This window comes from Bradyrhizobium sp. INPA03-11B (assembly GCF_040446015.1).
GTDB lineage: Bacteria > Pseudomonadota > Alphaproteobacteria > Rhizobiales > Xanthobacteraceae > Bradyrhizobium > Bradyrhizobium macuxiense_A.
The window spans coordinates 60,999-79,749 of record NZ_JASGSR010000029.1; the positions used below are offsets into that span (position 1 = coordinate 60,999).

Genomic DNA, 18,751 nt, shown 5'->3' on the forward strand with positions numbered 1-18,751 from the left:
GATCTACCGTGTGCGTGCGACAATGATCACGGCCGTGTCTGCCCGGTGCCGTGGACGCGGTACTTGAAGCTCGTCAACTGCTCGGCGCCGACAGGGCCGCGGGCGTGGAATTTGCCGGTGGCAATGCCGATCTCGGCGCCGAAGCCGAACTCGCCGCCGTCGGCGAACTGGGTCGAGGCGTTGTGCAGCACGATCGCCGAATCGACCTCGTTGAGGAATCTCTGCGCGGCCGCGCCATCCTCGGTCACGATCGCATCGGTGTGATGCGAGCCGTGATTTTGAATATGCGCAATCGCTTCATCGAGACCGTCGACGATCTTCGCCGAGATGATCGCGTCCTCATATTCGGTGGTCCAGTCCTCGTCGGACGCGGGCTTCACCCTGGCATCGGCGCCTTGCACGATGTCGTCGCCGCGCACTTCGCAACCGGCATCGATCAACAACGCGACCAGCGGTTTCAGTTTCGTCGCGGCAGCGTTACGGTCGATCAGCAGGGTCTCGACGGCGCCGCAGACGCCGGGACGGCGCATCTTGGCGTTCAGCACGACCGACTTGGCCATATCGAGCTTCGCGCTGGCATCGACGTAAATGTGGTTGACGCCCTCGAGATGCGCGAACACCGGAACGCGCGCCTCCGCCTCGACGCGACCGACCAGGCTCTTGCCGCCGCGCGGCACGATCACGTCGATGCCGCCGTTCAGTCCCGTCAGCATCAGGCCGACGGCCGTGCGGTCACGGGTCGGCACCAGGGTGATCGCGGCCTCGGGCAGGCCGGCTTCACGCAGGCCCTGCACCAGACATTCATGGATCGCGCGGCAGGAGCGGAAGCTGTCGGAGCCGCCGCGCAGGATCACGGCGTTGCCGGACTTCAGGCACAGCACGCCGGCGTCGGCGGCGACATTGGGGCGGCTCTCGAAGATCACGCCGATGACGCCGAGCGGCACGCGCACGCGCTCGATGGTCATGCCGTTCGGACGCTGCCAGCTTTCGGTGACGGCGCCGACCGGATCGATGATCTCGCGCACGGTCGCAACGCCATCGGCCATGCCGTCGACGCGCGCCTGCGTCAGTGTCAGGCGGTCGACGAAGGCTGAGGTCATGCCGCCCGCACGCGCTTCCGCAACGTCCTCGGCATTGGCGGCGAGGATCGCCGGCGCGTTGGCGCGGATCGCGCGTTCGATCGCGGCAAGCGCCCGGTTCTTCTGCTCCGGCGGCGCCAGTGCCAGCACACGCGCGGCGGCGCGTGCCTTGGCGGCGAGGTCGGTCATCAGGGCGGCGAGATCGGCGTTGCCGTCGATCGCCTTGAGGGGGGCGCTCATGGAAGTCCCAGTTCTTGTTTGAGCATGATCTCTTCGGAAAACCGGTGTCCACTTTTCGCTAACGCGGCCGTGCCGGTCCGGATCATGCTCTAAAGCCATGTTCTAGCATGGCAATTGAGGGGTGGCGAGGCGCGGAACCGGCATGGCAGGTGGGCGACAGGCCGCCCCGCTCGGCCAATGGCCTACTCAATGCCTACTTGGCCGGGATCGCCCCGGCCGGGCCGATCACGAGGTCGTCACGGTGGATCATCTCGGACCGGCCGCTGATGCCCAGAATGGTCATCACGTCGGGCGAGGAGCGGCCCTTGATCTTCTCGGCATTCTCGGCGTCGTAGGCGACCAGGCCGCGGCCGATCTCATGATCGTCCGGGCCGCGCACCACCACGGCATCGCCGCGGGCGAACTGGCCGTCGACCCTGATCACGCCCGCCGGCAGCAGGCTCTTGCCGGCGCGCAGCGCGGCCACGGCGCCGGCATCGATGGTCAGCGTGCCCTTCGGCTCGAGCGAGCCCGCAATCCAGCGCTTGCGCGCCGTGACGGGATTGGCCGGGGTCAGGAACCAGGTGCAGCGGCCGCCGTCGGCGATCGCCTGCAGGGGGTGCTCGATCTTGCCGGAGGCGATCAGCATGTGGGTGCCGGCGGTGGTCGCGATCTTCGCGGCCTCGATCTTGGTGGTCATGCCGCCGCGCGACAGTTCGGACCCGGCCGAGCCGGCCATGCCCTCGATCTCCGAGGTGATGCTCTCGACGACAGGAATCAGCTTCGCATCGGGATCGACCGCGGGCGGCGCGGTGTAGAGGCCGTCGATATCGGACAGCAGGATCAGCAGGTCCGCGCTCGCCATGGTGGCGACGCGGGCGGCGAGGCGATCATTGTCGCCGTAACGGATCTCTGTCGTGGCGACCGTGTCGTTCTCGTTGATCACGGGCACCGCGCCCCATTCGAGCAGCTTTGCGATGGTCGAGCGCGCATTGAGATAGCGGCGGCGCTCCTCGGTGTCCTGCAACGTCACCAGGATCTGCCCGGCACCGATGCCGTGATGGCCGAGCACCTCCGACCAGATCCGCGCCAGCGCGATCTGGCCGACTGCGGCGGCCGCCTGGCTCTCTTCGAGTTTCAGCGGGCCGCGCGGCAGTTTCAGGCGGCTGCGGCCGAGCGCGATCGAGCCCGACGACACCACCATGACCTCGCAGCCTCGCTTGTGGAGCTTTGCGATGTCCTCGACCAAGGCGGCCAGCCACGATGCGTGCACCTCGCCGGCCTGCGAATCGACCAGCAGCGATGAGCCGACCTTGACGACGATGCGGCGAAAGTTTTTGAGCGCGGGGCGTTTCATGGGTTCGGTCTGAGCAGGAAGGTGGAAGCAAGCGGCGCCACGAGGTGGCATGGACGTGAAGTGGCTTGGGAAGTCGAGATGCCTTCAGCCCTGCGGCACCGGCGTCGCCCACGGCTCCGCCTGGCCGCCCTTGGCCTTGTTGGACACCGGCGCCTCGCCGATCACGTCGACCAGCGCACGCAGCGCATCCGGCACGCCTTCGCCGGTCGCGCCTGACAGCAGCAGCGGCGTCTTCTTCGCGGCCCGCTTAAGGCGGTCCTTCTGCTTCTTCAGCTCGTCGGGCGTCACCGCATCGATCTTGTTGAGCGCGACGATCTCGATCTTGTCGGCGAGCTGGCCTGCATAGGCCTCGAGCTCGGTGCGCACCGTCTTGTAGGCCTTGCCGGCATGCTCGCAGGTCGCATCGATCAGATGCAGCAGCACGCGGCAGCGTTCGACATGGCCCAAAAAACGATCGCCGAGGCCGGCGCCTTCATGCGCGCCTTCGATCAGGCCGGGGATGTCGGCGAGTACGAATTCACGGCCGCCGAAATTCACCACGCCGAGCTGCGGATGCAGCGTCGTGAAGGGATAGTCGGCGATCTTCGGCCGCGCCGCGCTGACCACCGAGAGGAAGGTCGATTTGCCGGCGTTGGGCAGGCCGACCAGGCCGGCATCGGCGATCAGCTTCAGGCGCAGCCAGATCCAGCGCTCCTCGCCGGGTGCGCCGGGATTGGCGTTGCGCGGCGCGCGATTGGTGGAAGATTTGAAATGCGCGTTGCCGAAGCCGCCATTGCCGCCCTTGGCCAGCACGAAGGTCTCGCCGAGCTCGGTGAAATCGTGCAGCAGCGTCTCGCGGTCCTCGTCGAACACCTGGGTGCCGACAGGCACTTTCAGCACGATCGACTTGCCGTTGGCGCCATGGCGGTCCTTGCCCATGCCATTGCCGCCCTTCTGCGCCTTGAAGTGCTGCTGGTAGCGGTAGTCGATCAGCGTGTTCAGTCCGTCGACGGACTCGATGATGACGTCGCCGCCGCGGCCGCCATTGCCGCCGGACGGACCGCCGAACTCGATGAACTTCTCGCGCCGGAACGCGACGCAGCCATTGCCGCCGTCGCCCGAGCGAATATAGACCTTGGCTTCATCGAGGAATTTCATGGTTTTCACTAGTTAGGGCAGGGTGGCCGCGGCGGCAACCCGGAAAGGCCCTGACTTCAGCGAAAAGCCTTAATTTTCGGGCCTTTTTACGACCCGAGGCTAAAGTGGGATGAGTTTTGGTTGAGTCGGCTTGGCGCGGTCTCGGTTCACCTCTCCCCGTCGGGGAGAGGTCGGATTGCGAAGCAATCCGGGTGAGGGCTCTTGCTCTCGATAGACCGTAACCCCTCGCCCGATTTGCTGCGCAAATCGACCTCTCCCAAGGGAGAGGTGAACTTTCGACGCCGTTCCAGCTCGACCTAATCTCATCATGCTCTAGCTGGGCCGCCGCCGGACCAGGAATTTCTGCATCCCCTCCAGCACCAGCTCGCGGCGCTGGTTGTGCACGGTGGAGCGCAAGGTCACGACGCCGGTGGTCTTGCCCGGCGACAGCTCGATCACCTCGAGCGCCGGGTAGATGGTGTCGCCGGCATAGACCGGTTTCAGGAACTTGCTCGACTGCTCCAGGAAGCCGACCAGCGATTCCTCCACGACATAGGGAAACAGTCCCGCGCCGGGCGCGGTGTGCACCAGGGTCTGGAAGCCGTGGGCGAGCAGGTCAGGCATGCCGCGGGCGCGGCAATATTCCACGTCGTAATGGATCGGATGGGTGTCGCCGCTCGCGGTCTGGAACGCCGCGAATACCGCCGAGGTCTGGGTTCGGCTCGGAATCACGAAACGCTCGCCGAGCACGAAATCCTCGAACCAGCGCTGCGCGGGGACCATGCGATGCTGGGTGGGGTCGAAGTCGCTCATGCGGCGTTTCCTGCTCTGTTTCTTGAAGTGCTGGCCCAGCCGTAGCGCAGCTGCGGCACTGCGACAATTGGTTCGATATGCCCTCGCCGGGGTTGTCCTGCACGGCCACCTCGGTAAAACCGGCGTCAGGACCGGCCCGACTCAGAGGCGGCGATAACAAGAGAACAATGAGCCTGTTCGGAAAACTGTCCTCCTACGACGATCGATCGGCGCGGCTCGCCGGCATCGGCTTGATGCTGCTGTCGATCTTCATGTTCTCGTTCGGCGACGCGATGGGCAAATTCATCGTCGCCACCTATTCGGTCGGGCAATTGCTGTGGCTGCGCGCCTGTGCGGCGCTGCTGGTGCTGCTGCCGATCGTGTGGCAGCGGCGCGCGGATTTCCTGCATCTGGAGCGGCCGTGGCTGCAATTGCTGCGCGTCACGCTGTCGACGCTGGAGGTCGCCGCGTTCTTCCTGGCGACGGTCTATCTGCCGCTCGCCGACGTCATCACCTACTATCTGGCCGGGCCGATCTTCGTCACCGCGATGTCGGGACTCGTGCTCGGCGAGCATATCGGCTGGCGGCGCTGGACCGCGATCCTGGTCGGCTTTTGCGGAGTGCTGATCGCGCTCAGGCCGTCCGCACAGACCATCAGCTGGCCGGCGATGATCGCGCTCGGCGGCAGCCTGTCGTTTGCGGTCTTGATGCTGATTACGCGCTCGCTGCGCGCGACGCCCGATATCGTGCTCGCGACATCGCAATTCGGCGGCACCTTCATCCTCGGCCTCGTGCTGTCGCCGTTCGGCTGGGTGACGCCGTCGGCCGGCAGCCTCGTGCTGTTCTTCACCGCCGGCATCATCTCGGTCGCGGCGCTGCTTTGCGTGAACCGCTCGCTGAAGCTCGCGCCGGCGAGCGTGGTGGTGCCGTACCAGTATTCGATGATCGTGTGGGCGGTGATCTTCGGCTTCGTGGTGTTCGGCGACGTGCCGTCCTGGGCCACCATCGTCGGCGCCGCCATCATCATCGCGGCCGGCCTCTACATCTTCGTACGCGAGCAGCAGCTCGGGCGCGGGGACTCATCGGTGAATCCACCGGCGTAAGGTGCACCCTCCCCTGGAGGGGGAGGGTCGGATCACATTGAGCGCAGCGAAATGTGAGACGGGGTGGGGTGATCTCTCAACACGGGCAGCGTTCGAGGGGAGAGACCGTCACCCCACCCCGCTGCGCATTCCGCTTCGCTGCATGCGCAACGACCCTCCCCCTCCAGGGGAGGGTGAAGAGCAAATCAGCTCTCCCGCCGGACGGAGTTGTTCCAGCGCTTCAGCGAGGTCCAGACGCCGCGCGACAGGCGGAAGGCATCGACCGGGCTCGATGAGCCCAGCGCCTCGAAGCGGTGCAGCTCGACGCCGCTCCACTGGAAGCCGCACTTCTCGAGGATGTTGCGCGACGACGGGTTGACGACGCGGGCGCCCGCGATCAGCTGATCGAGATCGAATTCCTCGAAGAAGTAATCGATCACAGCGCGCGCCGCCTCGGTGCCGAAGCCCTGGCCCCAATAGTCGACGCCGAGCCAGTAGCCGAGCTCGGCGGATGTCTCTTCGCGCCAGTCGACGCCGACCATGCCGATCGGCGTGTGATTGTTCTCGATCAGGAAAACGGTCTCGCGGCCGCCGGCGCCGAGCGCGCGCACGAAGTCGATGGCGTCGTCCTGGGTATAGGGATGCGGCAGGCGGCGGGTGTTCTCCGCGATGCGGCGATCATTGGCGAGGCGTGCGATTGCTTTTACGTCCGCGAGCGTCGGCTTGCGCAATGTCAGCCGTTCGGTCTCGAGGACGCAAGCTCTTGCCTCGCGCAAGGTCGGCGTCGGGATGTCCTGCAACATGTCGAGCTCCTGTGATGCGACAATCGATACGCAACGCTTGGAACGTCACGCGCGGTCGAACCGGATCGCGCGCAACAAAAAGGGGAGGCCGGTCATCCCGCCTCCCCTTGGAGCTCTTTGCTGCTCCGCCGGTTCAACAGGACCCGGCGGACTCATGTGTGTCCACCGTCTACTCGGCCGCCTGCGCCATCGGGATAACCGATACGAATGTGCGGCCGTTGGCTTTGGCGCGGAACTCGACATGACCCTCGACCTTGGCGAAGAGAGTATGATCGGTGCCCATGCCGACATTAAGGCCGGGGTGCCAGGTGGTGCCGCGCTGACGCGCGATGATGTTTCCGGGGATCACGCGCTCGCCACCGAACGCCTTGATGCCAAGGCGCTTGCCCTTGGAATCACGTCCGTTGCGCGATGAACCGCCTGCTTTTTTATGAGCCATAGCTCGTCTCCGACTTCGCTTTGATCTCTAGATCAATTCCTTGACGGAATCATTTCACGTTTGGTCACGCTTCACAACTTGAAGCGCGATGATCACTTCTTCTTAAGCCTTGGCCGCGGCCTTCTTGGCCGGAGCCTTTTTCGCGGCCGGCGCCTTTGCGGGCGCCTTCTTCTTGGCCGCCTTCGGCGCTGCGTCCTCGCCATCGGCGGGCGCTGCGACCTTTTCCTTCTTCGGCCGCGGGCCGATGGTCGGCTTGGCGTTATCGGCGAGGATCTCGGTGATGCGAAGCACCGTGAGCTCGTCGCGATAACCGCGCTTGCGGCGTGAATTCTTGCGGCGACGCTTCTTGAACGCGATCACCTTGGCGCCGCGCTTGTGCTGCAGCACTTCGGCCGCAACGGTGGCGCCTGCCACGGTGGGCGTTCCCAGCACCGGCGTGTCACCGCCGAGCACCAGAACTTCGCCTAGCTGCACGATCGTGCCGACATCGCCGGCGATCTTGCCAATCTCGAGTACATCATTCGGAACGACACGGTACTGCCGGCCGCCGGTTTTGATGACTGCGAACATCGTTTGATTCCTTCGTGTTCGATCCCGGCCTCGGACTTTTCGCCCGGGTCGGCTTTTTGTTCAGTCGCTATGGGTTTCGTGTTCTGTGCGAAAGGGAATGAATTCCCAAATGGCCCGCACAAAGACAATCGGCGCGAGAAATCCCCGCGCCGGATGGAGCGGACTTATAGCCGCAAACCGAGGAGAGTCAAGGTAAAGCAGGGCAAAAACCGGCCAAAAATGAAGGGTTTGGCGCGATTTTGGCCCGGATTGGCCCCTCAAGCCGCGGATTGCGCGGCGGCCCGGGCGTGGCGGCGGATGGTCTGCGGGGGCTGGCCCAGCACCCGCAGGAACGCCCGCCGCATCCGCTCGCGGTCGGCAAAGCCGGTCTCGCCGGCAATTTCGTCCATCGAATGGCGGCCGTCACCGATCAGCTCGCGAGCAGCCTCGACCCGGAGCTGCTCGATCGCCTTGGCCGGCGACTGGCCGGTCTCGGCGCGGAAGGCGCGGCTGAACTGGCGCGGGCTGAGCCGTGCCACCTCGGCCAACTCCTCCACCGACAGCTCGTTGCGCAGATGCGCCTTGGCGTAGTTGAGCGCGTTCTGCACGCGATCGGATTTCGGCGCGAGCTCGAGCAGCGCGGAAAACTGCGACTGGCCGCCGGTGCGGCGGTGGTAGACGACGAGCTTGCGCGCCACTGACCGTGCGACCTCGACGCCGAGATCATGCTCGACCATCGCCAGCGCCAGATCGATCGTCGCGGTCATCCCGGCGGAGGTCCAGATCGGCCCGTCGATGATGTAGATGCGGTCCTGCTCGACCTTGAGCCCGGGAAATCGGGCCTGCAATTCGGCGGCGAATTGCCAGTGCGTGGAGACGCGCCGGCCGTCGAGCAGGCCGGCTTCAGCCAGCGAGAAGGCACCGATGCAGGGCGCGGCGATCCGCTGCGATGCCGTCATGGCGCGGCGAATATAGTCGATCAACTTCGGCGATGCCGGATGCAGCTCGTGGCCGGCGCCGATGAACACCGTGTCGAAGCTGCGCTCGCCGAACGCCTCGGTTTCGACATTGAAGCCGGCGGACGACCGCACCGGGCCGCCATTCTCCGACAGCAGTGTGACCTCATAGAACGGCTCGCCCGCGATCAAATTGGCGACCTCGAAGGCCGTGATGGCGGTGAAGCCCATCACCTGGAAATCCGGGAAGATGACGAAGCCGATTTCCTTCATGGAACCCTCCGGCGGCAATCGATGTCCTAAAAAGGTGTATATATGACATTTGAGACATGCAAGGGGGCCTGTAGAACCTGACGCGCGGCCACATTCGGCCGTCCAGGGTCAAACAGGAGACCAACATGACCAAGTCAGCCAAAGGTACGGCGCTCGTGACCGGTGCGTCGTCCGGAATCGGTGCCATCTATGCGGACCGGCTCGCACGGCGTGGCTACGATCTGATCCTCGTCGCGCGTAACCGCGAGCGCCTCGATGGGCTCGCCAAGCGTTTGTCGGCCGAGACAGGCCGATCGATCGAGATCGTCGCCGCCGACCTCAGCAAGCGCGCCGACGTATCACGGATCGAATCCATTCTGCGCAGCAATGGCGGCATCAGCATGCTGGTGAACAACGCCGGCGTCGGTGCCACCGCGCCGCTGCTCGCATCCGACGTCGACAAGATGAGCGACATGATCGCGCTCAATGTCGACGCCTTGATGCGCCTGACCTATGCGGCGGTGCCGGGATTCGTCGCGCGCGGCGGCGGCACCATCGTCAACATCGCCTCGGTCGTCGGCGTCCAGCCGGAACTGCTCAACGGCGTCTACGGCGGCAGCAAGGCCTTCGTGCTCGCGCTGACGCATTCGCTGCAGCACGAGCTGAAGGACAAGAACGTCCGGGTCCAGGCGGTGCTGCCCGGCGCCACGGCCACCGAGTTCTGGGACATCGCCGGCACGCCGGTCGCGCATCTGCCCGGCGAGATCGTGATGAAGGCCGAGGACATGGTCGATGCCGCGCTCGCCGGCCTCGACCAGGGCGAGGTCTTCACGGTGCCGTCGCTGCCGGAAGCCGCCGACTGGCAGGCCTATGAGGCGGCGCGGCAGAAGCTGATGCCGAACCTGTCGCGCAGTGCGCCTGCGGCGCGCTACGGGGTGAAGGCCGCCTGAGACCATTCTGCGGTCTTTGCGAGATTGCGTCCCGCGCCCGGCCGAACGCCGCCGCGCGGGACGCAACCATTTGAGTTCCGCTTCGTTAGTGCTGGGAACCTCAAACGGGCAGGCAAGGGCGAATGGCTGAAGACGCTGGATTGACCACGGGCATCGCGCACCACGGTGCCGCGCGGCTGCCATCCGTCGACATCGACAGCTTCAACATCGAGCTGAAGGACGACGAGGGCTTTCTCGGCGATCGCGCCTCCAAAGGCGCGTTCCGCAAGATCTTCGACCGCTGGCGCAAGCCGCTGCGCAAATCCGGTGAGGACCCGTTCGGCGACGAGCCGTCGGACAAGATCAGCAAGAAGAAGCTCGACGAGATGCTGGTCGGCGACGACACCGAGGCCTCGGCGGTCGTGCACAGCGCGATCGAGGAGTTCGCCCAGGAGCTCGCCTACGTGACGCGGCGCTTCCTCAACACCAAGGCCTGGGCCAAGACCGAGCGCATCGTGGTCGGCGGCGGCTTCCGCGACTCCAGGCTCGGCGAGCTCGCGATCGCGCGCACCGACATCATCCTGAAGTCGGAGGACTTCAAGGTCGACCTGGTGCCGATCCGCTTCAATCCCGATGATGCCGGGCTGATCGGCACGCTGCATCTGGCGCCGTCGTGGATCTTCGAGGCCCATGATGGCGTGCTCGCCGTCGATATCGGCGGCACCAATATCCGCTGCGGCGTCGTCGAGACGCGCTGGAAGAAGGCGCCGGATCTGTCCAAGGCAGCGGTCTGGAAATCGGAGCTGTGGCGCCACGCCGATGACGAGCCGACGCGCGAGGGCGCGGTGAAGCGGCTGGTGAAGATGCTGAAGGATCTGATTGCCGAAGCCGAAAAGGAGAATCTCCGGCTCGCGCCGTTCATCGGCATCGCCTGTCCCGGCGTCATCAAGGAGGACGGTGGAATCGAGAAGGGCGCGCAGAACCTGCCGGGCAATTGGGAGAGCAGCAAATTCAACCTGCCGGCGAGCCTGGTCGAGGCGATCCCGCAGATCGGCGATCATGACACCGCGATCGTGATGCACAATGACGGCGTGGCGCAGGGGCTGGCCGAGGTCCCGTTCATGCAGGATGTCACCCGCTGGGGCGTGCTGACCATCGGAACCGGACTCGGCAATGCCCGCTACACCAACCGCAGGAAGGACAACGGCAAGGGCGAGAAGACCGAGAAAGACAAGAACCACGAGGGCGACAACGGCGAGAAGAAGGCGAAAAAAGCCAGGAAGGCCGATGCCTAAGTGTGCGCCCGCTTCAGCGATCGCGCTACGCCCGCGAAGGCGCTAGGCGTAGTGGAAAAGACTTGGAGCACTGCCCAGCTTGTTGATGCAGCGCTATCTGTGGTCCCTGCGCTGCCTACGGAGACGCCTCCGGATCGGCCTCGGAAGTTCGTAGCAATCCACGGCGGCAAATCTTAGGATAAGGCCGCTTCAGTTGGCGGCTTCACACCCATGAGAAAAACGCCTCTCATTCTGATGATTCTCAACGGTCTCGTATGGGGCGGTTTATCTTGGGTGGGCTGGAAACTCATGATGGCCAAGGAGGCGCAACATCTAGCCGGCTACCCAAACACCGGCCAAATCGGTTACTTCTTTGCCGCCCCACTTTTGATGCTCACAGCATCTTTGGTGCCTATTGCTCTATTGGGGCAAACCAAATGGTCAGCAATAGCCAACTGGTGGGGTTTCCTCACCCTGTTTGCCGTCCTTCCTTATTTATTTCCGTACACGGGCGGCGTCTAAGAGTCAGTGGCCTGTTTCGGTATGGCGAGTGGCCTATTTCGGACAGTACCTCCGCTTTTCAAGGGGAGGTTGCGATGGGCGTAGCCGGGATCGCGCGGTAAGGTTGACCGGTTAGGTTAAGATCGGCTTCGCGTTGCCGTTTCGGTGCCGGCCGTTACCGTGAACCGTGTCGCTCCCGCCGACCGGCGAAGCCGCACTTCCCGGCCAGCAATACTGAAAAGCGGCACGGGACCGCCAGTTTTTGTCGCGTCCTGGCGGTCCCACCACTTTCTACTTCCAATTGATCCGCTCGAAGAAGCCGGCGATCTCCGCGGCTGCGCGATCGGGGTCCTCGCGATGCGGGAAATGCCCGACATCGGGAAACATCTTCAGATCCAGATTGGAGAAGGTCTCGCCCAGCCGGTCGGTCCATTGATAGGGAAACAGCGGATCGTGCTCGGCCCAGCGGATGCAGGTCGGCACCGCGATCGGCGGCAGCGCGGGCGCTTCCCCTTGCATCATCTTGACGCGCCCCGCGTGTGACGCGCGATAATGCGCAAAGCCGCCGGCGAGGTTGCCCGGCTTGAAGAAATTGTCGGCGAAATCCTCGATCACGTCGTCGAACGCGGCCTTGCGGTGCGTCCAGCTGTGCAGGAAGTGGCCGATGTAAGTGCGGCAGCTGTCCCTGTTGGCGCCGACCAGCGCGGGCGCCATCTCCATCTGGTGGAACGACTGGTACCAGATGTGGTTCAGCCGGTCGGGCGCGGCCATCCGCGGGCCGATGCCGGGATAGACGAAATCGAAGAAGAACAGCCCGGCGATGCGATCGGGCGCCTTGCGGGCGAGCGGCTGCATCACGGCGCCGCCGACGTCGTGGCCGACGATCCCGGCCTTGTCGATGCCGAGCGCATCCAGCAGCGCCAGCATGTCGTCGGTATGCTGATCGGGGCCGTACGGGCCTTGCGGCTTGTCGCTGTCGCCGAAGCCGCGCAGGTCGGGCGCGATCAGGGTGTAGCGGTCGGCGAGCCGCGCCATGACCGGCTTCCAGGTCAGCCAGAATTCCGGCCAGCCGTGCAATAGCAGCAGCGACGGGCCGCTCCCGGTCCGCGCGACGTGGAACGCCGCGCCGTTGGCCCGAATCGTTGCATGATCCATGGTCCGCTCCTGCAGCTTCCGGCTCGCGCGTGCGCCGACCGAACCCGAGGTGTCCCGCTAGCGCCTTGTTTCCGCGCACTTTCTCACGTTGGCCCGGTGTTTCGGTGGTACGAGGCGCCAGATCATGATGCGTTTCCACAGAATCGCATCATGATCTCATCTCCTTGTTTGAGCATGATCTTTCGGAAAACCGGTTTCCACTTTTCCGGATCATGCTCTAGTGACGGAAATATTATTGCAGCGCCTTGTCTGTCCCGCCAACCTCGCCTAGAACACGCCCCGACCGCGGGTGGCGCAAATCACCCGGGCCACTGGAGAGGTGGCAGAGTGGTTGAATGCACCGCACTCGAAATGCGGCATAGGTGCAAGCCTATCGGGGGTTCGAATCCCTCCCTCTCCGCCATCGGAAAACGGCTTCAAGAAAGCCTCGTAAAATCAGGTCTTACGCCACGCCAGGGAGGTCTGGTGTAGCCCTTGGGGCATCTCAAATTGCAGCAACGGGATTAGACCAAGCTTGTTCCGATAATCGGAATTATAGCGGGCCGCCCTCACTTGTGACGCTGCGATCGGCGGAAAGTAAGCGCCAACCCCTACACGTCTTCGCGTCGACCACGAGTGTCGCAGGGACTGAAGGCGGGCTTCGCATCGTTGAATTGAGTTCAGCCTCCATTGCGCAATCAAGGAAGGGCCGGCAAACTTCTTGCATGCGCATCAACCGCACCGATCTGTCGGACTTCGCCTATTTCCTGGCCCTTGCGAAGCACCGCAGCTTCCGTCGCGCTGGGCTCGAGCTTGGTGTCAGCGCGTCGGCGCTCAGCCATTCCCTCAAGGCGCTGGAGGCGAGGCTGGGCGTGCGTCTGTTCAACAGAACCAGTCGCAGCGTCACACTCACTTCCGCCGGCGAAGAGCTGTATGCGGCTCTTGTAGCCCCTTTCGAAGCAATCGGGACTGCGGTCGACGCCCTCAACCGCTACCGTGCCGAACCGGCCGGGCGCATCCGGCTGAACGTGATGGAGCACGCCAGCTCCCTGCTGCTCGGTCCAGTTCTTCCGGCTTTCATGGAGCGGTACCCAGGGATCGAAGTCGACGTTGCGGTATCGAACCATCTGGTGGATGTCGTTGCGCAAGGCGCCGATGCCGGCATTCGCTATGGCGGCACGGTGCCCGAGGATATGGTGGCGCAGCGGCTGTCGAGCGACATACGTTGGGTGGTAGTCGGGTCGCCCGGATATTTTGAACGCCGCGGCGAGCCCTCACATCCTAAGGACCTGTACGATCACCAGTGCCTGCGCATCCGCCTTGGTGACGCAAGCATCTATCAATGGGAATTCGAGAAAGATGGCGAGCAGATCGCCATCGACGCGCCGGGCGCGATCACCATCGACGAGAGCCAGTTCGCGCTCACTTTGGCTGGGGCTGGCGCGGCGCTGGCCTATCTTCCGGAACCATCCGTTGCCCGGCTGAGCGCGCAGGGACAGCTTCGGTGCGTCCTCGAAGACTGGTCCCCGATGGGACCCGGGTTCCACATCTACTACCCGAGCCGGCGGCAACTGCCGACTGGACTGCGCCTGTTGATCGACCTCATCCGCGACATGAAGCCGCTCGGACTCTAGCGGCGGCCTGATCGATGAGCCCAGCTCATCGCTTCATCGCAGAGGTTGGGCGTAATCCCAGGCGACCCTGAGCTCTATGTTCCGGTGCACATCACGGGTCCTTCCGTGAGTGCCTCATTTCCCCGGAGCGACAGCGTGGCGGAACGGAATACCCTGTACCCAAACAATTCCACCTTCGATCGGGAAGCATCTCGATCCGGTTGGGGCGCCGTGTTCGCCTTGACGCTATGCGTGTCGACCCTGATCGCATCGGAATTCATGCCGGTGAGCATTCTGACCCCGATAGCTTCCGACCTTCATCTGACCGAAGGTGCGGCGGGCCAGGCGATCTCCGTGTCCGGCTTGTTCGCCGTGCTGACCAGCCTGTCCATCGCGACGGTCACCCGGGGCATCGATCGCCGGGCGCTGCTGCTCGGACTGACCCTGCTCATGCTGTTTTCCGGACTGCTCGTCGCCGTCGCGCCCAACTTCGTCGTGCTCATGGCGGGCCGCGCCCTGCTGGGCGTGGTCATCGGCGGTTTCTGGTCGATGTCGGCGGCGACCGTGATGAGGCTGGTGCCCGAGAACCAGGTGCCACGCGCGCTTGGACTGCTGAACGGTGGCAATGCGCTTGCCACAACCGTGGCAGCTCCATTGGGCAGCTTCCTCGGCCAGTACATCGGCTGGCGCGGCGCGTTCTTCCTAGTCGTGCCGCTTGCCGCGATCACCTTCGCCTGGCAGTGGCTGACGCTTCCATCCATGATCTCCGACCGCGCTGATCGTCGAGCCAGCGCGCTCGGCATCCTTCGCCGGCCGAACGCCTCGTTTGGCATGGCCGCGGTCGCATTGTTGTTCGCAGGACAGTTCGCTCTGTTCACCTACCTGCGCCCGTTCCTCGAGAGCGTCACGCGCCTTGACGTTTCGGCGCTCTCCTTGGTGCTGCTCATCATGGGGACCGCCGGCCTCGTTGGCACGTGGCTGGTCGGCCGGATGGTGTCGCGCAGCTTGGCGATGACCCTGATACTGGCGCCGTCGACGCTCGCAGCACTCGCATGCGCGCTGGTGGCTGTCGGCACGCTGGCTTTGCCGACGGCGGCCCTCCTGACGCTGTGGGGAATGGTCGGGACCGGGGCTCCGGTCGCGTGGTGGACCTGGGTCGCACGCCGCTTCCCCGAAGATGCCGAGGCTGGTGGAGGCCTCATGGTAGCGGTCGTGCAACTGGCGATCACCCTTGGCGCAGCCAGCGGCGGCTTCTTGTTCGACGTCGCCGGCTATCGCGCGACCTTCCTTGCGAGCGCTGTCGTTTTGGGCGCGGGGGCGCTGTTTGCGGGTCTCGACGCCCGTGCTGGCCGGGGCGGCGACGCGATTCCATGCAGCCAACTGCAACGTTCGGCATAGCTTGATGGAGAGAGAATATGGATTACAAGCATCTTGGCCGCACTGGCTTGAAGGTCAGTCGGATCGTGCTCGGCACGATGAACTTCGGCGAGCTGACCGACGCGAAGATCAGCTTCGCGATCATGGACGAAGCCCTCGAAGCCGGCGTCAATTTCTTCGACACCGCCGATGTCTATGGCGGCCCCCAGAAGCCCGACATGGCGAAGGGATTCGGCGTCTCCGAGGAGATCATCGGCCGCTGGCTGGCGCAGAACGCGGGACGGCGCGATCGTATCGTGCTGGCGACCAAGGTCTACCAGCCGATGGAGACCGGCCCCAACGACAAGTACCTCTCGGCCTACCACATCCGGCGCGCGTGCGAGGAAAGCCTGAGGCGGCTGCAGACCGACCACATCGATCTCTACCAGATGCATCACGTCGACCGGGCGACACCCTGGGAGGAGATCTGGCAGGCGATGGAGCAGCTCATCCGCGAGGGCAAGATCACCTACGTCGGCAGCAGCAATTTCGCGGGCTGGGATATCGCCACCGCGCAGCTGACCGCGGCATCACGCAACATGCTCGGACTCGCCTCCGAGCAGAGCCTCTACAATCTCACTCAGCGCACCATCGAGTTGGAGGTGATCCCGGCGCTGCGCCACTTCGGCGTCGGCCTCATCCCATGGAGCCCGATCGGCATGGGCCTGCTCGGCGGCGTGCTCGAGAAGATCGTGGGCGGTCGCCGCGCGTCCGAGCGGATGCAGCAGCAGGTGGACAATCTGCGCCCACAGCTCGAAGCCTATGAAACGCTCTGCGCCGATCTCGGCGAGGCGCCGGCTGACGTGGCGCTCGCCTGGCTGCTCCACAACCCCGTCGTCACGGCGACGATCAGCGGGCCGCGTACTGTCGAGCAGTTTCGCCAGAACCTGAAGGCGCCGTCGCTGCGCCTCTCGGAAGAGACAATGAAAAAGCTGGATGAGATCTGGCCCGGTCCGGGCGGCGAGGCGCCGGTCGCCTATGCCTGGTAGAGCTATGTCGGTACCCATGGAGCGTGAGAAGTCCGCGGCGCCGGCTCCGATGCTGCTGTCGATCATGGGGGTGGTCTTCGTCGCCTTCCTCATCATCGGCATCGCGATGCCAGTGCTTCCCCTCCACGTGCACGATGGCCTCGGGCTGGGCCCCTTCGTGGTGGGGCTCGTCGCCGGCAGTCAGTTCGCGGCCTCGCTGATCTCGCGGCCCCTGGCGGGAAACTATTCGGACAGCAGCGGGGCGAAGCGGGGCGTGATCGTCGGCCTGCTCGTAGCCGTGGCCTCCGGACTGCTCTATCTGGTCTCGCTCGGTTTCACCGGCGCTCCGCTTGTGTCGGTCTCCGTTCTCCTGCTGGGGCGGGGCCTTCTCGGTGCGGCGGAAAGCTTCATCATCACGGCCGCCGTGAGCTGGGGACTGGCGCTGGCCGATCGCGGGAGCACGGGCAAGGTGATCGCATGGGTCGGTTCGGCGATGTTCGCATCCATTGCCATCGGCGCGCCGGTGGGCTCCGTCCTCTACGGCGCCTACGGCTTCGCGGCGATCGCGCTCGCCACCGCGACGGCTCCGTTGCTCACCCTGCTGCTCGTTGCGCCCCTTCCGGCGGCCGCGCCCGCACATCATGCGCGTTTCTCGTTCGTGGAAGTCGTCGGCGCCGTCTGGGTGCCGGGGCTCGGTTCGGCACTCGGCAGCGTCGGTTTCGGCGCGGTGACCACGTTTGTGGCGTTGCTGTTTGCGGTCCGTGGCTGGCCGAACGGATGGCTGGCCTACTCCGCCTACGCCACGGCTTTCATTTTGGCGCGGATCTTCTTCAGCCACGCTCCCGACGCGATCGGCGGAGCGAAGGTCGCCCTGATCTGCGCGTTGATCGAAGCGGCAGGTCAGGCATTGATCTGGCTGGCAGTCCGGCCGGAGATGGCGCTCGCCGGGGCAGCGCTCACCGGCTTCGGCTTCTCGCTGGTCTATCCGGGCTTCGGCGTCGAAGCGGTGCGCCGCGTGCCGCCGCAGAGCCGGGGGCTCGCGATGGGCGCCTACACGGCGTTCCTCGATCTGGCCCAGGGGCTCGCCAGTCCAGCGCTTGGCTTGATCGCGACCGGAGCGAGGATGAACGTCGTGTTTCTCGTCAGCGCCGTAACCGTCCTCTGCGCGGTACTCGTCGCGGCCTGGCTGATGAGACACCCCGCCGTGGACGAGGAGCCGCTCCGAGACGACGAAAGGAAGACCACATGCCCCACGTGATCGTGAAGATGCATTCCGGAAGGTCGGAGCAGATGAAGACGGCTTTGGCGGAGGCGCTGACGAAGGCGGTGATGGACACGCTCGGATCCGGAGAGGAGTCGGTGTCGGTCGCGATCGAGGACATCCAGCGCAAGGACTGGACCGAGCGGGTCTACAAGCCCGACATCCTCGCCAAACCTAACAGCATCTACAAGAAGCCGGGCTACGACGCGGGCTGACGGAAATCACGGATCGCATTGGAGCGACTGCTCCGGACGGTCGTTGATGGCATTCAAACAAGGAAACGCGAACATGGACATCAAACGCAGCGGCTCTCGACCTTCCGGAAAGGGTCCCTCCGAATACTTCACCGGCGCGGTGCGCATTGACCCGCTGTTCGAGGCGTCGGAACCGGCCCGTGCTCGCGGGGCCTTGGTGACCTTTGAACCCGGCGCCAGGACTGCCTGGCACACGCATCCGCTCGGCCAGACGTTGATCGTCACGTCGGGACTTGGCTGGGTCCAGCGCGACGGTGGTCCGGTCGAAGAGATCCGGCCGGGCGACGTCGTGTGGTTCGAGCCCGGCGAGAAGCATTGGCACGGTGCCTCGGCCACAGCGGCGATGAGCCATATTGCCATCCAGGAGGCGCTCAACGGCAGCCCAGTGAATTGGATGGAGAAGGTCGACGACGCGCAATACCGTCGCGTGACGGATCAATCGTGAGGGATGCACGGCGAACAGGCGGGCGAGTCCCGCGAAACGCTCTATCGCGGCTTCACGCCCGACCAGAGGTCGAACAGGTGCCGGAACCCGGCCGCCGCCATCGGCATAGACCACAACGTCTTCGGCGAGCATTGCGCGCAATGTGGCAAGGTCGCCGGTCGGTGTGGCCGTGAAGAAGGCGTTGGCGAGCCGCAAGCGGGCGCGGCTTTGGCGACTTTGAAAGCAGTAGCTGGTCGGTGCAGCCCAGGCCGGTAACCTTAATTTTTCCTTTCGATTGTCGATAAAGTTTTATCGATTATCCTCGTGACAGTT

19 protein-coding genes and 1 tRNA gene are annotated in these 18,751 nt (G+C 64.7%); 11 read left to right on the plus strand and 9 right to left on the minus strand.

All coding sequences use genetic code 11. The annotated features are described in order from the left end of the window. Positions 1 to 26: 26 nt before the first annotated feature. From QMZ05_RS14980 to QMZ05_RS14995, 4 genes are all read right to left on the minus strand, one after another. Positions 27 to 1,319, minus strand: coding sequence for a glutamate-5-semialdehyde dehydrogenase (locus QMZ05_RS14980; RefSeq protein WP_353701446.1), 1,293 nt, complete (start codon positions 1,317 to 1,319; stop codon positions 27 to 29). A 193-nt stretch (positions 1,320 to 1,512) separates the two neighbouring features. Next, positions 1,513 to 2,655, minus strand: coding sequence for a glutamate 5-kinase (gene proB / locus QMZ05_RS14985; protein ID WP_353701447.1), 1,143 nt, complete (start codon positions 2,653 to 2,655; stop codon positions 1,513 to 1,515). A gap of 84 nt (positions 2,656 to 2,739) precedes the next feature. Further along, positions 2,740 to 3,792, minus strand: a complete 1,053-nt coding sequence (gene obgE / locus QMZ05_RS14990; protein ID WP_353701448.1) for a GTPase ObgE — start codon at positions 3,790 to 3,792, stop codon at positions 2,740 to 2,742. Between the two features lie 312 nt (positions 3,793 to 4,104). Then, positions 4,105 to 4,584, minus strand: coding sequence for a MaoC family dehydratase (locus QMZ05_RS14995; RefSeq protein WP_353701449.1), 480 nt, complete (start codon positions 4,582 to 4,584; stop codon positions 4,105 to 4,107). Between the two features lie 167 nt (positions 4,585 to 4,751). On the opposite strand from QMZ05_RS14995, the gene QMZ05_RS15000 reads away from it, so the two are divergent. Further along, complete coding sequence (locus tag QMZ05_RS15000) at positions 4,752 to 5,666, plus strand: DMT family transporter (RefSeq protein ID WP_353701450.1); 915 nt, start codon at positions 4,752 to 4,754, stop codon at positions 5,664 to 5,666. Positions 5,667 to 5,851: 185 nt separating this feature from the next. On the opposite strand, the gene QMZ05_RS15005 is transcribed toward QMZ05_RS15000, so the two are convergent. The 4 genes from QMZ05_RS15005 to QMZ05_RS15020 form a co-directional block, all read right to left on the minus strand. Further along, entirely contained in the window at positions 5,852 to 6,448 is a 597-nt protein-coding gene (locus tag QMZ05_RS15005; protein WP_353701451.1) for a GNAT family N-acetyltransferase, read from the minus strand. 169 nt (positions 6,449 to 6,617) lie between these two features. Next, a complete protein-coding gene (gene rpmA, locus QMZ05_RS15010) occupies positions 6,618 to 6,887 on the minus strand; it encodes a 50S ribosomal protein L27 (protein ID WP_021080922.1) in 270 nt (89 codons plus the stop codon). Between the two features lie 102 nt (positions 6,888 to 6,989). Beyond that, positions 6,990 to 7,457 (minus strand): 50S ribosomal protein L21, encoded by a 468-nt coding sequence (gene rplU, locus QMZ05_RS15015; RefSeq protein WP_050424272.1) that lies wholly within the window; start codon positions 7,455 to 7,457, stop codon positions 6,990 to 6,992. 257 nt (positions 7,458 to 7,714) lie between these two features. Further along, positions 7,715 to 8,665, minus strand: a complete 951-nt coding sequence (locus tag QMZ05_RS15020; protein ID WP_353701452.1) for a GlxA family transcriptional regulator — start codon at positions 8,663 to 8,665, stop codon at positions 7,715 to 7,717. A 125-nt stretch (positions 8,666 to 8,790) separates the two neighbouring features. Here QMZ05_RS15020 and QMZ05_RS15025 point away from each other — a divergent pair, with 125 nt between their 5' ends. The 3 genes from QMZ05_RS15025 (at position 8,791) to QMZ05_RS15035 (ending at position 11,369) form a co-directional block, all read left to right on the plus strand. Then, positions 8,791 to 9,594: an SDR family oxidoreductase gene (locus tag QMZ05_RS15025; RefSeq protein WP_353701453.1), complete on the plus strand. Its 804-nt coding sequence runs from the start codon at positions 8,791 to 8,793 to the stop codon at positions 9,592 to 9,594. A gap of 122 nt (positions 9,595 to 9,716) precedes the next feature. Continuing rightward, positions 9,717 to 10,868: an ROK family protein gene (locus QMZ05_RS15030; RefSeq protein ID WP_353701454.1), complete on the plus strand. Its 1,152-nt coding sequence runs from the start codon at positions 9,717 to 9,719 to the stop codon at positions 10,866 to 10,868. A 210-nt stretch (positions 10,869 to 11,078) separates the two neighbouring features. Continuing rightward, positions 11,079 to 11,369, plus strand: coding sequence for a hypothetical protein (locus QMZ05_RS15035; protein WP_353701455.1), 291 nt, complete (start codon positions 11,079 to 11,081; stop codon positions 11,367 to 11,369). Between the two features lie 270 nt (positions 11,370 to 11,639). Here QMZ05_RS15035 and QMZ05_RS15040 read toward each other — a convergent pair whose 3' ends face one another. Then, positions 11,640 to 12,503: an alpha/beta hydrolase gene (locus QMZ05_RS15040; protein ID WP_353701456.1), complete on the minus strand. Its 864-nt coding sequence runs from the start codon at positions 12,501 to 12,503 to the stop codon at positions 11,640 to 11,642. Between the two features lie 313 nt (positions 12,504 to 12,816). Between QMZ05_RS15040 and QMZ05_RS15045 the strand changes: the two genes are divergently transcribed. The 7 genes from QMZ05_RS15045 to QMZ05_RS15075 all read left to right on the plus strand — a co-directional run bounded on the left by QMZ05_RS15045 (position 12,817) and on the right by QMZ05_RS15075 (position 18,439). After that, positions 12,817 to 12,906 (plus strand) — tRNA-Ser (locus tag QMZ05_RS15045). A 301-nt stretch (positions 12,907 to 13,207) separates the two neighbouring features. After that, entirely contained in the window at positions 13,208 to 14,116 is a 909-nt protein-coding gene (locus QMZ05_RS15050) for a LysR family transcriptional regulator (RefSeq protein WP_353701457.1), read from the plus strand. Positions 14,117 to 14,251: 135 nt separating this feature from the next. Next, positions 14,252 to 15,493 (plus strand): MFS transporter, encoded by a 1,242-nt coding sequence (locus QMZ05_RS15055; protein WP_353701458.1) that lies wholly within the window; start codon positions 14,252 to 14,254, stop codon positions 15,491 to 15,493. Between the two features lie 17 nt (positions 15,494 to 15,510). Then, on the plus strand, positions 15,511 to 16,500 hold the full coding sequence (locus tag QMZ05_RS15060) for an aldo/keto reductase (protein WP_353701459.1): 990 nt from the start codon (positions 15,511 to 15,513) through the stop codon (positions 16,498 to 16,500). Positions 16,501 to 16,516: 16 nt separating this feature from the next. Further along, positions 16,517 to 17,737 (plus strand): arabinose transporter, encoded by a 1,221-nt coding sequence (locus tag QMZ05_RS15065; protein ID WP_353701460.1) that lies wholly within the window; start codon positions 16,517 to 16,519, stop codon positions 17,735 to 17,737. After that, a complete protein-coding gene (locus QMZ05_RS15070; RefSeq protein ID WP_353701461.1) occupies positions 17,725 to 17,955 on the plus strand; it encodes a tautomerase family protein in 231 nt (76 codons plus the stop codon). The genes QMZ05_RS15065 and QMZ05_RS15070 overlap by 13 nt, the downstream gene beginning before the upstream one ends. Before the next feature lie 73 nt (positions 17,956 to 18,028). After that, positions 18,029 to 18,439, plus strand: coding sequence for a cupin domain-containing protein (locus tag QMZ05_RS15075; protein WP_353701462.1), 411 nt, complete (start codon positions 18,029 to 18,031; stop codon positions 18,437 to 18,439). The last annotated feature ends 312 nt before the right edge of the window (positions 18,440 to 18,751 follow it).

Coding starts and splice junctions, on each gene's coding strand:
- QMZ05_RS15035 (WP_353701455.1), top strand. CDS start 11,079: ATGAGAAAAACGCCTCTCATTCTGATGATTCTCAACGGTCTCGTATGG.
- obgE (WP_353701448.1), bottom strand. CDS start 3,792: ATGAAATTCCTCGATGAAGCCAAGGTCTATATTCGCTCGGGCGACGGC.
- QMZ05_RS15040 (WP_353701456.1), bottom strand. CDS start 12,503: ATGGATCATGCAACGATTCGGGCCAACGGCGCGGCGTTCCACGTCGCG.
- QMZ05_RS15065 (WP_353701460.1), top strand. CDS start 16,517: ATGGAGCGTGAGAAGTCCGCGGCGCCGGCTCCGATGCTGCTGTCGATC.
- rpmA (WP_021080922.1), bottom strand. CDS start 6,887: ATGGCTCATAAAAAAGCAGGCGGTTCATCGCGCAACGGACGTGATTCC.
- QMZ05_RS15025 (WP_353701453.1), top strand. CDS start 8,791: ATGACCAAGTCAGCCAAAGGTACGGCGCTCGTGACCGGTGCGTCGTCC.
- proB (WP_353701447.1), bottom strand. CDS start 2,655: ATGAAACGCCCCGCGCTCAAAAACTTTCGCCGCATCGTCGTCAAGGTC.
- QMZ05_RS15020 (WP_353701452.1), bottom strand. CDS start 8,665: ATGAAGGAAATCGGCTTCGTCATCTTCCCGGATTTCCAGGTGATGGGC.
- rplU (WP_050424272.1), bottom strand. CDS start 7,457: ATGTTCGCAGTCATCAAAACCGGCGGCCGGCAGTACCGTGTCGTTCCG.
- QMZ05_RS14995 (WP_353701449.1), bottom strand. CDS start 4,584: ATGAGCGACTTCGACCCCACCCAGCATCGCATGGTCCCCGCGCAGCGC.
- QMZ05_RS15075 (WP_353701462.1), top strand. CDS start 18,029: ATGGACATCAAACGCAGCGGCTCTCGACCTTCCGGAAAGGGTCCCTCC.
- QMZ05_RS15070 (WP_353701461.1), top strand. CDS start 17,725: ATGCCCCACGTGATCGTGAAGATGCATTCCGGAAGGTCGGAGCAGATG.
- QMZ05_RS14980 (WP_353701446.1), bottom strand. CDS start 1,319: ATGAGCGCCCCCCTCAAGGCGATCGACGGCAACGCCGATCTCGCCGCC.
- QMZ05_RS15050 (WP_353701457.1), top strand. CDS start 13,208: ATGCGCATCAACCGCACCGATCTGTCGGACTTCGCCTATTTCCTGGCC.
- QMZ05_RS15030 (WP_353701454.1), top strand. CDS start 9,717: ATGGCTGAAGACGCTGGATTGACCACGGGCATCGCGCACCACGGTGCC.
- QMZ05_RS15005 (WP_353701451.1), bottom strand. CDS start 6,448: ATGTTGCAGGACATCCCGACGCCGACCTTGCGCGAGGCAAGAGCTTGC.
- QMZ05_RS15000 (WP_353701450.1), top strand. CDS start 4,752: ATGAGCCTGTTCGGAAAACTGTCCTCCTACGACGATCGATCGGCGCGG.
- QMZ05_RS15060 (WP_353701459.1), top strand. CDS start 15,511: ATGGATTACAAGCATCTTGGCCGCACTGGCTTGAAGGTCAGTCGGATC.